Source organism: Lacticaseibacillus zeae DSM 20178 = KCTC 3804, from assembly GCF_000260435.1.
Lineage (GTDB): Bacteria > Bacillota > Bacilli > Lactobacillales > Lactobacillaceae > Lacticaseibacillus > Lacticaseibacillus zeae.
Genome location: NZ_BACQ01000026.1, coordinates 22,696 through 36,910, shown reverse-complemented (window position 1 = coordinate 36,910; position 14,215 = coordinate 22,696). Strand labels below are relative to the sequence as shown.

Annotated in this window: 10 protein-coding genes, 1 tRNA gene, 2 pseudogenes and 1 other annotated feature; of the genes and pseudogenes, 8 read left to right on the top strand and 5 right to left on the bottom strand. The window is 47.8% G+C overall.

What is annotated here, in order from left to right; genetic code table 11:
* Positions 1 to 127: 127 nt before the first annotated feature.
* Positions 128 to 619, bottom strand: a complete 492-nt coding sequence (locus tag GSO_RS04725) for a MerR family transcriptional regulator (protein ID WP_010489548.1) — start codon at positions 617 to 619, stop codon at positions 128 to 130.
* Between the two features lie 120 nt (positions 620 to 739).
* On the opposite strand from GSO_RS04725, the gene GSO_RS04720 reads away from it, so the two are divergent.
* Together GSO_RS04720 and GSO_RS04715 are read left to right on the top strand one after the other, a co-directional pair.
* Positions 740 to 2,218: an MDR family MFS transporter gene (locus GSO_RS04720; RefSeq protein ID WP_010489547.1), complete on the top strand. Its 1,479-nt coding sequence runs from the start codon at positions 740 to 742 to the stop codon at positions 2,216 to 2,218.
* Positions 2,215 to 2,940, top strand: coding sequence for a DUF4811 domain-containing protein (locus GSO_RS04715; protein ID WP_010489546.1), 726 nt, complete (start codon positions 2,215 to 2,217; stop codon positions 2,938 to 2,940). The genes GSO_RS04720 and GSO_RS04715 overlap by 4 nt, the downstream gene beginning before the upstream one ends.
* A gap of 79 nt (positions 2,941 to 3,019) precedes the next feature.
* Here GSO_RS04715 and GSO_RS15570 read toward each other — a convergent pair.
* A pseudogene (locus GSO_RS15570) lies at positions 3,020 to 3,695 on the bottom strand (phosphatase PAP2 family protein).
* 128 nt (positions 3,696 to 3,823) lie between these two features.
* Positions 3,824 to 4,017 (top strand) — a binding site (T-box leader).
* Positions 4,018 to 4,209: 192 nt separating this feature from the next.
* Between GSO_RS15570 and leuS the strand changes: the two are divergent.
* The 3 genes from leuS to GSO_RS04690 all read left to right on the top strand — a co-directional run bounded on the left by leuS (position 4,210) and on the right by GSO_RS04690 (position 9,475).
* A complete protein-coding gene (gene leuS, locus GSO_RS04700) occupies positions 4,210 to 6,621 on the top strand; it encodes a leucine--tRNA ligase (RefSeq protein ID WP_010489545.1) in 2,412 nt (803 codons plus the stop codon).
* 495 nt (positions 6,622 to 7,116) lie between these two features.
* Positions 7,117 to 8,760 carry a putative polysaccharide biosynthesis protein gene (locus GSO_RS04695; protein ID WP_010489544.1) on the top strand — a complete coding sequence of 548 codons (1,644 nt, stop codon included), beginning with the start codon at positions 7,117 to 7,119 and terminating at the stop codon, positions 8,758 to 8,760.
* A gap of 4 nt (positions 8,761 to 8,764) precedes the next feature.
* Entirely contained in the window at positions 8,765 to 9,475 is a 711-nt protein-coding gene (locus tag GSO_RS04690; RefSeq protein WP_010489543.1) for a pseudouridine synthase, read from the top strand.
* Positions 9,476 to 9,627: 152 nt separating this feature from the next.
* On the opposite strand, the gene GSO_RS04685 is transcribed toward GSO_RS04690, so the two are convergent.
* Together GSO_RS04685 and GSO_RS15565 are read right to left on the bottom strand one after the other, a co-directional pair.
* Positions 9,628 to 10,452 (bottom strand): NAD(P)H-hydrate dehydratase, encoded by an 825-nt coding sequence (locus GSO_RS04685; RefSeq protein WP_010489542.1) that lies wholly within the window; start codon positions 10,450 to 10,452, stop codon positions 9,628 to 9,630.
* Positions 10,449 to 10,949, bottom strand: a pseudogene (locus GSO_RS15565) (NUDIX domain-containing protein). The gene GSO_RS04685 and the pseudogene GSO_RS15565 overlap by 4 nt, the downstream one beginning before the upstream one ends.
* Positions 10,950 to 11,259: 310 nt before the next feature.
* Here GSO_RS15565 and GSO_RS15560 point away from each other — a divergent pair.
* Positions 11,260 to 11,886 carry a hypothetical protein gene (locus GSO_RS15560; protein WP_010489540.1) on the top strand — a complete coding sequence of 209 codons (627 nt, stop codon included), beginning with the start codon at positions 11,260 to 11,262 and terminating at the stop codon, positions 11,884 to 11,886.
* 278 nt (positions 11,887 to 12,164) lie between these two features.
* Here GSO_RS15560 and GSO_RS04665 read toward each other — a convergent pair.
* Positions 12,165 to 12,249 (bottom strand) — tRNA-Leu (locus tag GSO_RS04665).
* A gap of 133 nt (positions 12,250 to 12,382) precedes the next feature.
* Here GSO_RS04665 and GSO_RS04660 point away from each other — a divergent pair.
* Both GSO_RS04660 and GSO_RS04655 read left to right on the top strand, forming a co-directional pair.
* On the top strand, positions 12,383 to 12,856 hold the full coding sequence (locus tag GSO_RS04660) for a glutathione peroxidase (protein WP_010489539.1): 474 nt from the start codon (positions 12,383 to 12,385) through the stop codon (positions 12,854 to 12,856).
* A gap of 102 nt (positions 12,857 to 12,958) precedes the next feature.
* Positions 12,959 to 14,164: a MalY/PatB family protein gene (locus GSO_RS04655; protein WP_010489538.1), complete on the top strand. Its 1,206-nt coding sequence runs from the start codon at positions 12,959 to 12,961 to the stop codon at positions 14,162 to 14,164.
* The last annotated feature ends 51 nt before the right edge of the window (positions 14,165 to 14,215 follow it).

Genomic DNA, 14,215 nt, shown 5'->3' with positions numbered 1-14,215 from the left:
AAGCCGGCCAATGCGCTATATGACAAAGTAAAAAAAACGATCCTCGAGAACAAGCAAATTTTGTATTGCTCTCGAGGATCGTTTTTGTCTGAAAATGGTTGCTGATACCAGTTCTGCCACCGCGGACTTATAAAGTTGACCTACCTGTATCATCTTTATTTTCGGGAAGCGAACCTTGATGCGGTGGCATAGGTGGCTGGATGGCTTTTTTATACAGCTTGGCCGTGTTTTCCTGAACCACGGCAATGACATCAAAACTAGGGTCATTTTCCAGTGGGCCAAAATTTAAAAAAGTTTGATGATCGTCATACTGAATGCCTTGCAAACGGGTGCTCATGAGGACGTGAAGCATATCGGCTTTTTGGTGTGACTTTTCGATTTCTTCACTAGCCTTGGCTAAGGTGTAGCCTTCATCCAGCATGGTTTTGATCATAACGATCAGCGCAATATTAGACAGCGAATAACGCTTGTTGCCATTTGCTTCATGGCGATGTGACTGGATCAGATGCTTTTTTTCCCAATAGCGGATTTGGGTCGGGGTGGCCCCGGTAACTCGGCTGGTTTCGCCGATACCTAGCGAAATATCGAGTGAGCGTAATCGTTCATTGAAAAGTCCCATGGCCTGGTCTGCCTCCTTTGCCTTGACAACTAATCAGTTTAATTGTAATATTTTATCTTGTCAATATTACATTATGTGATATAAAAAGCGCGAAACATTATAAAGAAATCAGGCGAAGTTATGGACGTTAAAGATATCAATGGGAAGCAGGTCAACGTCCCTATGATGGTCATCACGCTCATTGTCGGGACGTTTATTACAGTACTGAACCAGACGATTCTTTCCACTGCGTTTCCGACGTTGATGAAAGCCTTCGACATTTCGACCGCAACGGTGCAGTGGTTGTCGACTGGCTTTATGTTGGTCAATGGGATTATGATCCCGGTTTCGGCCTACTTGAGCGCGAAGGTGCCTTCCAAATGGTTATATATGAGTGCCATGGGAACGTTCTTTGTTGGCACACTGGTCGCCTTTATTGCCAATAGTTTTGCGGTCTTATTGGCGGGTCGCTTGATTCAGGCTCTGGGTGTCGGGATCACGATGCCATTATTGCAAAATATTATGATGTCGATTTTTCCACCAAATCGTCGCGGGGCCGCCATGGGGATGGCCGGCATTGCCATCGGCGTTGCGCCAGCGATCGGGCCGACCCTTTCCGGATATGTCATTGACAATTTCGGCTGGCGGGTTTTGTTCGGGATGATTCTTCCGATTGCCGGTTTGGTCCTCATCGCAGCGTTGTTCTTTTTCAAGAATGTTTTGCCACTGTCGAATCCCAAATTGGACGTGCCGTCACTGATCGAATCCTCCATTGGTTTTGGTGCCTTGCTGTACGGATTCTCCGAAGTCGGAAACGATGGCTGGGGTGATCCGATGGTGCTTGGTTCAATTGCCGTGGGACTTATTTTCATCGTGATTTTTGGCTATCGGCAGTTGCATTTAAAAGAACCATTTGTCGAATTGCGGGTGTTTAAGAGTAAAATCTTTGCGCTGTCAACCGTTTTGGGTACGATTGCCAACATGGCGATGGTTGGCGTTGAAATGATCCTGCCGTTGTATTTACAGATTATTCATGGTAAAAGTGCGCTGGAATCTGGCTTGACACTGTTACCGGGGGCACTTTTAATTGCTGTCATGAGCCCGGTCACTGGCCAGGTATTCGACCGCATTGGTGCCAAACGGTTGGCGCAATTAGGACTTTTTCTTCTGACGATTGCAACGCTACCATATTTCTTCTTGACGACAAACACCCCGTCAATTTTCATTACGGTGATTTATGCCGTGCGGATGTTTGGAATTTCAATGGTCATGATGCCATTGACGACCAATGGGATGAATGCGTTGACGCCTGACATGATTCGCCACGGGACGGCGGTCAATAACACGGTCCGGCAGGTTGCGACTTCGATGACGACGGCGGTTTTGATCTCAGTCTTGTCAAACGTCACCAATCTCGCCAAACCGGCAGCCAGCTTGGTAAAAAGCAATCCGTTGCAGTATAAGCAAGACTTTTTCAATGCCACCCTCAATGGATACCACGCAGCCTTTTTACTGGCAGTCGGGTTTAGTCTTGTCGGCTGGATTCTGACATTCTTCCTGAATAGTCATGCCATGTCGCAAGAAGTGACGATTAAAGATGAAAAGAAGGTGAAGGCATGATTCTTTGGTTTTTAGGGTTGATGGTCGTTGGCCTTTATCTTAGTTTCATCATGATGCACCGTTCGCTTAAACGCACCGCATTGATCATCGTGTTTGGTATTGGCGTCGTGGGCAGTTTGTTGCTCATCACGCTGAATGATAATGCCCATTTTGGAATGGTTAAGCGGACAACAACCGACGAGCAGACCATTTATACCGCATCACCTAATGCGCAAATGCCGATGCTTTTGAAGCAAACCGTGGGAACTGCCGGTAAGCACGCCGTTTATATTTACAAAACGGATCCTAAGAAAAAGGCCGTGCATACCAAAGCCGACCTAGCTGTGTATAATAAAGTTTCCAGAACGTCTGATCCGACCGCTTCGTTAACCAGCAAAACGACTCGCTGGGAATATCAAAATGGCTTTTATGGCGCCTTATTTAATCATGAAGGCGCCGGCCAATTTGTTTCTCAGCATAACCAGCTCGCCATTCCCAAAAGCTGGTTCGTTCTGACCACGACGCAGGCTAAACAACTTAGCAGCAAGTTAAAAGCATTGCAGCACCCAACTGCGCAGCAAAAAGCCGCGTTGGCGACGAAGGTAAAAGCTAAAGCAGCGGAACTGGTCAAAGCCGATCCTAAGTTGGCGACCGATCAGACCGCGCTAATGAAGCAGGCACAAAAAGCCGTGCAACAAGAGCTGATTCAACAAGCCGTGCAGGATGTGCAACAACACAAATAGGTAGTGACAATATGTGGTGCATCGATGCAGGCAACCACAGTCAACTTATGATATTAAAATAGCAGATGGCGAGTTTTACTCAGCGATCTGCTTTTTGCTTACGTTGATGCTGGCGAGACAAATACGGGCTGAAAAACCACCAACTCAGCATTAACAAGGCGAATCCCAACGAAAAGCCGGCAAAGACATCAGTCGGATAATGGACCCGGACAAAGATACGTGAATAACCGGTCAGACCGATCATCAGGACTGCCAGAATCGTGATCAACCATTTGCTAGTCGTATGTTTAAACAATGACCACGCCAAAAGAATGATGGTGCCATAAAACATCATGGTGCCGCTGGAATGTCCGCTGGGAAAGCTAAAGCCGCTAGCTTTGACTAAGGCGCGAATTTTGCGGATCCGCGATGAACGGCCGCGGCCGTTGGATCAGATATTTGATGCTGACATTGAGCACCCCCATGATGGCGCCAACGCTCGCTGTAAACACGGCAGCAGTCCGATAACGACAAAGTAAAAGCGCTGCTGCCAGCAACATGGTTAAAACTACTAAAATGCTCGGGTTTCCTAACTCGGTAATGATGAGAAGCAGCGGTTTAAGCGTTGCTGCATGAAAATGGGTTACAAAAGCGATGACTTGCTGATCGACCGTATGAATCCAATTGGCGTCGGTGACAATGCCGACCAATAGGGTGATAAAAATGATCAATGCAGCTCCTGAAAGACAGAGCGGTAGTGAACGACGATGTAACAAAACAAACCTCCCCAAAATTAAGCGCTATAAATTGTGATGAATGCGCGAAGAAAATGACTAATATGAACAGAATAGCATAAAGACCATTGAACACATCTAAGGTTTTTGCTATGATTGACGCAATCATCAAACGAACAAAGGAGTAGTAAGTCGATGCGGGGATCAGAGAGCAGGCGGTGGTGCGAGCCTGACGATGCTAAGACTGAACTGGCCTTTGAAGTTGCTGCGGTGAAGCCAGTAATCGTAGCCGGTCGGACCGTTATCTCCTTCGAGCGCTGTGCAAACAGAACTTAGGTGGTACCGCGGCTGAGCCGTCCTAATGAAGATAGGGCGGTTTTTTGTTTGAAAAATACGTGAACCAGTTCACGTTATAACGCGTTCACCGGCGCAGGAGTCTGCGTGTAAGGACCTTGGTCGCAATGGCCTAAGTTCGGGCCATCACGTCCAAGGCCGCTTACACTCCGACCCCTAAGCGCGCCGGTTCACGCTCACAAAATAATCAGGAGGTAAAGAAATGGCATATGATCATCATAAGATCGATAAGAAGTGGCAACGTTATTGGGCAGAACATAACGAGTTTAATACCACGACTGATCCGAAAAAACCGAATTTTTATGCGTTAGACATGTTCCCATATCCGTCAGGTCAAGGCCTGCACGTTGGACATCCAGAAGGGTATACGGCAACGGATATTGTTGCGCGGATGAAACGGATGCAGGGCTTCAACGTGTTGCATCCGATGGGCTGGGACGCATTCGGTTTGCCGGCTGAGCAATATGCCTTGAATACCGGACACAATCCGCGTACCTTCACCAAGCAAAACATTGAAACATTTAAGCGTCAAATTAATAGTCTTGGCTTTTCATACGACTGGAATCGCGAAATCAATACGACAGATCCAAATTACTACAAGTGGACGCAATGGATTTTTGAACAGTTGTATAAACATGGGTTGGCCTATGAAGCAGAAGTGCCGGTTAACTGGAGCCCGGATTTAGGAACCGTTGTGGCTAACGAAGAAGTTATCGATGGTAAAACCGAACGCGGCGGCTTTCCGGTCATTCGCAAACCAATGCGGCAGTGGATGCTGAAGATTACGGCGTATGCGGATAAACTGCTTGCCGATCTCGATGACCTAGACTGGCCGGAATCGATCAAACAGATGCAACGCAACTGGATTGGTAAATCCACCGGTGCGCAGATTACCTTTGCAGTCACTGACAGTCAGGAAAAATTCGACGTGTTCACGACGCGTCCGGACACACTTTTTGGCGCTACCTATGTGGTGATGGCACCTGAACACGAATTGGTTGAAAAAATTACAACACCGGAGCAGCAGGCAGTTGTCGATGCCTATGTTGAAGAAGCCGCACGTAAATCCGATCTGGATCGGACCGCGCTGGATAAAGAGAAAACCGGCGTCTGGACCGGCGCTTATGCTACGAATCCGGTGAACGGCGAGAAACTGCCAATCTGGATCTCGGATTATGTCTTGGCAACCTATGGCACTGGGGCGATCATGGCAGTACCGGCACATGATGATCGTGACTATGCTTTCGCCAAAAAGTTTGGCATCGAAATTAAGCCGGTCATTGAAGGCGGTAACATTGATGAAGCGGCTTACACTGGCGATGGGGTCCACATCAATTCCGAATTTTTGGATAGTTTAAACGAGCAGGACGCTATCGATCGGATGATCAGCTGGCTGGAAGATAAAGGCATTGGTCACGCCAAAGTCAATTATAAGTTGCGTGACTGGGTCTTTTCCCGTCAACGGTATTGGGGCGAGCCGATTCCGGTGATTCATTGGGAAGACGGCGAAACCACACTGGTACCGGAAGATGAACTGCCGCTGGTACTGCCTGAAGAAGTCGATATCAAGCCGAGCGGAACCGGTGAAAGCCCATTGGCCAACTTGACGGATTGGGTCAATGTTGTCGACAAGAACGGGCGCAAAGGTAAGCGAGAAACCAACACGATGCCGCAATGGGCTGGTTCTTCATGGTATTTCCTGCGCTTTGTCGATCCGCACAATAAAGAAGCACTTGCCGATTACGACAAGCTCAAGCAGTGGATGCCGGTTGACCTTTATATTGGCGGCGCTGAACACGCGGTCCTGCATCTTTTGTACGCGCGCTTCTGGAACCTGTTCCTTTATGATATCGGCGCGATTCCGAATAAAGAGCCATTCCAGCGCCTGTACAACCAAGGTATGATTCTGGGTGATAATCATGAAAAAATGAGTAAATCCAAGGGTAATGTTGTCAACCCTGACGATGTGGTTGACGAATACGGCGCCGATACATTGCGGCTTTATGAAATGTTCATGGGCCCACTTGATGCCGGTATCGCGTGGTCCACAAAGGGCTTGGCCGGTGCGCGCAAGTTCCTGGATCGCGTCTGGAGTGCCTTTATCGATGACGAAGGCAAACTGCGTGATCGCATCACAACCATCAACGACGGCCGTTTGGACAAGGTTTATAATGAAACCGTTAAAAAGGTAACCGAAGACTACGAAGCCTTGCATTTTAACACGGCAATTTCTCAGATGATGGTCTTCATCAATTCCGCACGCAAAGACGACGATTTGCCGTTAGAGTATGTCGAAGGCTTTGTCAAAATGCTCGCGCCGATCGCCCCGCATTTGATGGAAGAAATCTGGTCACGACTTGGCCACGATCACAGCCTGACATATGCGCCATGGCCGACTTACGATGAAAGCAAGCTCAAGACCGATACGTACGACATGATGGTCCAAGTCAACGGCAAACTCCGCGGCTCCATCACTGCCAATGTTAACGAATCCGACGATGACATCAAACAAGCCGCACTAGCCAATGAAAATGTCCAGAAGTTCACGGCTGGTAAGGACATTAAAAAGATCATCGTGGTTCCAAGAAAAATCATCAACATCGTGGCCAAGTAATGAGATGATATTGCGAGTTATTGAAGATCCGTGACGTCAAGATCTTACGACAACCATTCAACGTTAGGTTCCAGCAAAACAAAATCGGTGCCAAAGACTGAGAGGGTCGATGGGACTGATTTTTTTTGAGGGCGAGTCAGCGCGGTTAGAAGCCGGAGTGTAAGTGGCCTTGGGCGTGATGGCCCGGGCTTAGGCCATTGCACCCAAGGTCCTTACACGCAGGCTTCTGCGCTGGCGAGCGCGTTATGGCGAGCATCAACCAGCCCCCTAACAACTATAAACACAAGTTAACCCCCCCAAACAAAGCCCGTCATTCCAGAATATTACGCCAAGTCGGTCTTTAAACCTCCTTTGGCGTGGTATCATATTAATAATTGCCTTATCCAGAATTATCAAAGTTTTCTTTTGATTCACCAAAGAAATCCGGGAAAGATTGCAAGTGAGGCGTGGATTGCCTAAAATATAAAGGATTACGCAACACGACAGGAGCTTATCATGGAAAATTTGCTGGGCAGCGGTAATCAGCCGCCGCGTTCAGACAAGGAAAAAATGATCCGCGGTTCGGCGTGGATGACTGCCGGCAGTGTTTTTTCGCGGATTTTAGGAGCCATCTATGTCATTCCGTGGCGTATTTGGCTCGGTGCAGCTTTTCTAACGGCAAATGCCTTATTTACCAAGGGCTATCAGATTTATAGTCTGTTTTTGATTATTTCAACCGCGGGTGTTCCAGGGGCGGTTTCCAAGCAAGTTGCCCGGTACAACGCGATGGGCGAGTATAAAACGGGCATGCGGCTCTTTTATCATGGGACAATCGCCATGCTTCTTATGGGTGTTTTGTCTTGCGGTGCGATGTGGCTTTTGGCACCGTTATTAGCGGCAGGGGATGCGCGGATGATCCCGGTTTTCCGGTCGTTGGCGTGGCCATTGCTGCTAATCCCATCGTTGAGTCTGATTCGCGGCTTTTTCCAAGGGTACAATGAAATGGCACCAAGCGCGATCAGCCAGTTTGTTGAACAGGTCGCCCGAATTTTGTACATGCTGGTGATGACGTATGCGATTATGGTTGCCGGCAATCATCATTACTTAGATGCGGTGGTTCATTCAACGTTTGCGGCGTTTATTGGCGCAGCTTTTGGACTCGGTCTATTGGTTGTGTATTTTGTTCAGCAAAAGCCGCGCTTAGATGCGTTAGAGGCGCAAAGTAAACAGGCTCTGAACATCAGCGTCAACGAGATTTTGTTGGATGTGGTGCGTCAGGCAATTCCATTCATCATCATGGATTCGACGATTAACATTTACTACATCATCGATCAATATACGTTTAACCCGATGATGAAGGCTTTTTATCGCGTAAGTGAGGACCAACTGGATCGGTTCTACGCCTTATTTGCCGGTAATGCGAATAAGTTGATTATGATTATTGTTAGCTTGGCGGTTGCCATGGCCATTACCGTTGTGCCCTTGCTGGCCGGTGCCAAAACGCGTGGTGATGTTGCGGGGTTGGCGCGGCAAATTACGAACACCTTACAGCTGTTCTTTATTGTAATGATTCCTTCAGCCTTTGGGATGGTGGCAGTTGCGCGTCCTTTGTATGTTTTGTTTTATCGTGATATGGATTGGTTGGGCATCAGGCTATTACAGTGGTCATCAATTTTAGCAATTTTACTGGGCCTATTTACGGTGTTAGCTGCGATTCTTCAGGGCCTGTTCAACAATCGTCTGGCGATTCAGGAAATGTTAGTGGGGATGGCGGTCAAAGTTATCGCGCAGTGGCCGATGATTTTCTTTTTCGATGTCTATGGGCCGATTATCGCAACGATGCTTGGCATGACGGTATCAAGCCTGTTGATGCTGTATTCAACGAATCGGATGTACAATATTCACGTGCGTCAAACGATTCGCCGCGGTATCGGTATTCTGGCGTTTTCATTGATCATGTGCGCCGTTTGTTACCTGATCGTGAATTTTTCCGGTATGATCATTAACCCGCAAAGCCAGTTTGGCGCTGCTTTGGTTTTGTTGGTAGCGGTTGGTGTCGGGGTATTGATTTATGGTTATTTAATTTTAAAAACGCGCTTGGCAGACATGATTATTGGCGAACGAGTCAGTCGGTTACGCGAAATCTTTCACATTCGGTGATGTTATGCGATTAGATAAGTATTTAAGTCATTTGCAATTTGGTAGTCGAAAAGAAGTCAAGGCGCTCATTCGTGATAAACGCGTTCGAGTTGCCGGCGAACTTGTGACAGATCCGGGTTACAATATTTTACCGGGCGTCGCAGTGGAAGTGAATGATGCGCAAGCAGATGGACCGCTTGAAGTCGACTATTTGATGAATAAGCCGGCAGGGGTCATTACGGCGACCGAGGATCCGGTGCAACCGACTGTTCTGGATTTGATTCGGCCGCATGACTACCGGCCTGGTTTATATCCGGTTGGGCGATTGGATAAAGACACGACCGGATTGTTACTGCTGACCACCGATGGCAATTTAGGACACCGACTTTTGGCACCGAATCATCACGTTGCCAAAACTTATACGGCTACACTGGCAAAAGCGCTCACTGACGACATGAAGCGTCAGTTGGAGCAAGGCATTGTTTTAGAAGATTTTACAACAGCCCCGGCAGAAGTAACGGTGGTGCCGGCAACTAACAATAAAGTGATTCAAATGACGATCACGGAAGGTAAGTATCATCAAATCAAGCGTATGTTGTTGGCGGTCGACAACGAGGTGGTTGCCTTGACCCGCATCGCGATGGGACCGCTGCGTTTACCGGAAAATATGGCCGCTGGCGACTATCGCGCGTTGACAGATGAAGAACGGGCACAGTTGGCACAGATATCCCAATAGCGGCTAGATTGTTTTGGTGCGTTCTGCGTACCAAATAGGCTGGCGTTAATAAAAAGCGGCGGCAAGAGTGGAAAAATCTGCTCTTGCCGCCGCTTTTAGTCTGACTTGCCTAATTATATGAAGGAAATGCCCGGAACTGGTTGGCAAGCTTTTTAAGATTCGGACAATTGTTTCAGATAGGCAGGCAGCTCCCGAATCACCATCGTAGGTAATGCCACGTAGCTATTCATAGCGACAATATCAGCGACGTGTGAGTGGACGAATACGGCTGCCAACACCGCTTGCTTCAGTGGCTGAAACTGACCTGCAAACGCAGCAATGATGCCAGTTAGCGTGTCGCCAGAGCCGCCTGTGGCCATTGCCGGACCACCGGCCATATTTTCGTAAACGTCTTCGCCAACGAAAACATGTGTCTGGGAGCTTTTAGCAACAATGATGCCAGGGATGAGGCTGGCTGCCTGTTGACTGGCGGTGACAGTTTGCTCGGAAAGTGCAAGGCCAGACAACCGCTGCCATTCGACCTGGTGCGGTGTCCAAATGAGCTGCGCGTTCGGGTAGTCGAGATGATGAGCGGCCACAAGGGTAATGGCAGAACCATCAATAATTAGAACCTGCGTCTGCTCAATTGCCGTAAAGACTCGCTTTAAAATCGCCAAGGCAGCGTTATCGGTTCCCAATCCCGGCCCAATGACAATTACCGTGGCTTGACGAATAGCCGTTTCGAGGGCAGACGAGGCAGCATCGAGAATCATGGCTTCAGGCAAGCGGGCGTGCAAGGCGCTGCGGTTGACTGGATCAGTCGCCACACTGACCAATCCGGCGCCGGCATAAACCGCCGCACTGGCACTCATGATGGCGGCACCACCGAACTGTGCGTTGCCACCGACAATAAGGATTTTGCCAAAACTACCTTTGTAAGTATTGCGTTGCCGCGGCCGCACGACTGCCTGTGCTAACTGTTCCGTTAATTGCTTCATGAATCAGAGCCCTCCTTTAACACGGTCCATTCACGAAATGTTTTAGTGGTTAAATCTGCTTGGCCGGTTTGTAAGAAACTTTTTGCAAACATGACCAGCGGCGAGGCGTTCTCCCAAGTTAATTTTTCCAGTGGGATGGCTTGTGCGCCTAGCGAATCCTGACCGATGAATTGCGGTACGGTTTTAGCTAATTGACCACCAGTGATCGTGAGTGTGTAGAAAACGCAGATATGTTGATTAATGGTCCAGTGCTCATACTGCCAAGGATAAACAAAACTGGTAGCGCCCAACTGACGATCAATCGTGGCGGTGAGTCCTGTTTCTTCGTTAAACTCTCGCAAAACATCATGCTCAAGCGGCTAAGGGCCGTCTAAGCTGCCGCCGGGAAGATCAAAGCGGTGGATGTAAGGACCGCCATTTTTACGAATGACGATCAAGTGCTGATCAATGGTTGCAATCCCATAGCAGCCAAACGCACGGTGCGTCTTATGTGTCATTAGCTCGCCTCCATTTTTTTAGGTTAAGAGTGTTTTTATTGACATTTGGGTGATCTCCAGTAATACTGAAATCGAGTAAGAATGTTGCTTAGTATGAGATTGAAAGGGATGTTAGTCATGGCTACGAAGAGCTTTCAAACAGATTTTAAATTCACTTCGAAAACTGCGAGTGCTTTGGCTAATGCGTTACAACAGTCTAAGCGCGTTGATGTTGAGGTGACACAAAAGGTTCGACACTACTCAAGCACTGACTTAAGTAAAACTGCCAAATTTGATTCTTTTTTTGGTAGTGGACATGAGAGGACGAAAGTTGGCCCTTGATCTCGTTTCTCTAAATGGAATTATAAAAAAGTATCCTGAGGAGCAGGTTCGTGAGAGCCTCTCCTCTTTTACTTCAATCAATAAAGACGTAGAAAATTTCTTACATGAGCGTTGCATTGAGTTTGAAAAAATCTCGCTAGCACGGACAACACTTGTGTTCAGTTCGTACAAAGGTAGAAGTGTGCTTGTTGGTTATTTTTCTATTTCATCTAAACCACTGACCATATCAAAGAAGAATTGGCGTGGACTTTCGAAGTCTGTGCAACGCAAGCTGATGCCGATGGGCTACAGGACAGAGCAAGAGAATTACGCCGTTTCTTCGATATTACTAGGGCAGCTTGGATTAAACTTTCAGTATCATGACATTCATCTTATTACTGGGGCAGAATTATTGAGTTTGGCGTATAAAACTATAAAAGTTGCAAATGAAGTGGTTGGTGGACTTGTTTTATACGTTGAAGTTGACGATGAACCTCATTTACGTGAATTTTATACAAATAACGGTTTTTCGCAACTGGTGATGAAGCGCCCAGAAAACTCGAACAATGGACACACCCATCCATATATTACAGCAAACGGTCAACACCTATTCACAAAAAAGATAAGTGATTTATAAAGATACAAGGTGGCGTGAGTCTTAGATGCAGTATTGACGATGGACGTTCGAGCTTATTTTAGGAATCATTTACATTTTTGCAATTTTTGATCGTATTTGAGCCAAGCAGTTTTAGTTCCAGTCTACACAGTCTCGATGATTCGCTTCCTTTGCTCAGGGAGGCTTATTTTGTCCCCCCTGAAAACAAAAACAAAGCCCTCCTAAGGTAACCTAAGAGGGCTAAAACGTTGATATATAGGCATTTCATTTTCTAAAGAAGTCTAAAATATCCTATGAAATGCCGCGAACAGGAATCGAACCTGCACGGGAATAAATCCCACAGCGACCTGAACACTGCGCGTCTGCCAGTTCCGCCATCGCGGCAACAACATAAATGATTATAGCGGAAGCGCGTAGGCCACGCAAGCAAAAGTTTTAAGAATTTTTTCGGTACCGTTTGTTTCGCCAAAAGTGTTAGTATAAGGCATCAACTCTGATTAAGAAAGGCGGACCAACTATGTCAATTTATGATTTCGATGCAACTTTGGAAGATGGCGCAGAGTATTCATTGAGCAAGTATAAAGGGCAACCCTTGCTGATCGTGAACACGGCGACTAAATGCGGGTTTGCCCCGCAATTTGACGGTTTGGAAAAACTATATAAAAAGTACAAAGATAAGGGGTTTGTCGTCTTAGGGTTCCCTTCTGATCAATTCAAACAGGAGTTGGCAGACGGTCATGCAGCGGCAGAGGCGTGCCGAATGAAGTATGGGGTTAGTTTTCCGATGCATCAGCTTATCAAAGTTAACGGTGCGCACACGGCCCCACTTTTCAAATATCTTAAAACCGAAGCGCCTGGTGAGTTGGGGAAGTCGATTAAATGGAACTTCACGAAGTTTCTCGTTGATCGCGATGGCCGGGTTGTGAAACGATTCGCCCCGAAAACAACGCCTGAAGCGATTGAGCCGGCGTTGAAAGAGGTTCTTGCTTGAGTAACGGTATGCCGTTAGCGGGTCATGGCGACTTGAACGCGGTGGACACACCCTGAATGGATGCGTACAATGGCAACAAAAGCAAGAAAGCAGGGATCGTTGATGGAAGAATTGCCAGCTGACGTTGCAGCCTTTGTTGATGCACACTTGGTTGATCGGCGAAATAGTAATGCCGTCAAGTGGGATGGCTTAAAAGAAGAGTTTGGCCGGGATGACTTGTTGCCAATGTGGATTGCCGATACGGAGTTCAAGGCGCCGCAAGCGGTCTTGGATGCCCTAACCGCCCGCGTACAGGAAGGGACGTTTGGCTACTCCATCCGTCCACAATCGTATTATGATGCGTTCATAAATTGGCAAAAAGAACGCCATGGGGTGACAGTCGAACCGGAATGGATGCGGTTTGGCGTCGGGGTGGTAAAGTCGTTATATGCCATGGTCAACTGGCTGACCGACCCCGGCGACCCGGTTTTAATCATGCAGCCGGTTTATTATCCATTCATGAATGCGATCAAAGACCTCGGCCGCCGCGTAGTTTCGGTTGATCTGCAATTAACTGCCGATGGCTGGCGAATGGATTTCGATCAATTGGAAGAGACGCTGGCAACAACCCACATTAAAGCGATGATTCTGTGTTCGCCGCATAATCCAGTGGGACGAATTTGGACGCGGGACGAATTAACTCGGCTGTTTGCGATTACCAGTCAGCATGATATCACGGTGGTTTCGGATGAGATCCATGGCGACCTTGAAGTCAGCGGCCCTAAATTTACGTCAGCCTTGCAGGTGGCGGAAGGCAAAGCCCGCCAAAATCTCGTGGTGTTGAATGCCCCTTCGAAAACGTTCAATCTTGCTGCGCTGCTGAACTCACATATCATCATTCCAGACGAAAACCTGCGCGCCAAGTATGACGACTTTATCAAACAGCTGCATCCGGTTGATACCAGCTTGATGGGGCAGGTCGCAGGCGAGGCTGCTTATCGGCATGGCGCTGCGTGGCTGGATCAGGTTCTTCAGGTGGTTCGGTATAACTACCGGCAATTGTTGGATGGTTTAGCGCAGGCGGCTCCCAAAGCGACTGTTGCCGATCTTCAAGGGACTTATTTAGCCTATGTTGATATTGGTGCATATGTGGCACCTGACCACATCAAAGCCTTTGTTGAGGGTATCTGTGGTTTGGCAGTTGACTACGGTGCATGGTTCTCGCCCAAAACGGCGACGTATATTCGCTTGAACCTCGCCACTGATCCGAAACTCGTTGCTAAAGCGATCACTCGGTTAACAGAGCATTTAAGCCAGCCGCAATTGTGATCCTAGTCTCAAGAAGCCATTCGTTCATCAGTACTGCTAAAAGCAGGCTTT

Bases quoted from the DNA above. Each gene is read 5' to 3' on its own strand.
- GSO_RS04660 (WP_010489539.1), top strand. From the start codon at position 12,383: ATGTCAATTTATGATTTCGATGCAACTTTGGAAGATGGCGCAGAGTAT.
- GSO_RS04720 (WP_010489547.1), top strand. From the start codon at position 740: ATGGACGTTAAAGATATCAATGGGAAGCAGGTCAACGTCCCTATGATG.
- GSO_RS04655 (WP_010489538.1), top strand. From the start codon at position 12,959: ATGGAAGAATTGCCAGCTGACGTTGCAGCCTTTGTTGATGCACACTTG.
- GSO_RS04715 (WP_010489546.1), top strand. From the start codon at position 2,215: ATGATTCTTTGGTTTTTAGGGTTGATGGTCGTTGGCCTTTATCTTAGT.
- GSO_RS04690 (WP_010489543.1), top strand. From the start codon at position 8,765: ATGCGATTAGATAAGTATTTAAGTCATTTGCAATTTGGTAGTCGAAAA.
- leuS (WP_010489545.1), top strand. From the start codon at position 4,210: ATGGCATATGATCATCATAAGATCGATAAGAAGTGGCAACGTTATTGG.
- GSO_RS04695 (WP_010489544.1), top strand. From the start codon at position 7,117: ATGGAAAATTTGCTGGGCAGCGGTAATCAGCCGCCGCGTTCAGACAAG.
- GSO_RS04685 (WP_010489542.1), bottom strand. From the start codon at position 10,452: ATGAAGCAATTAACGGAACAGTTAGCACAGGCAGTCGTGCGGCCGCGG.
- GSO_RS04725 (WP_010489548.1), bottom strand. From the start codon at position 619: ATGGGACTTTTCAATGAACGATTACGCTCACTCGATATTTCGCTAGGT.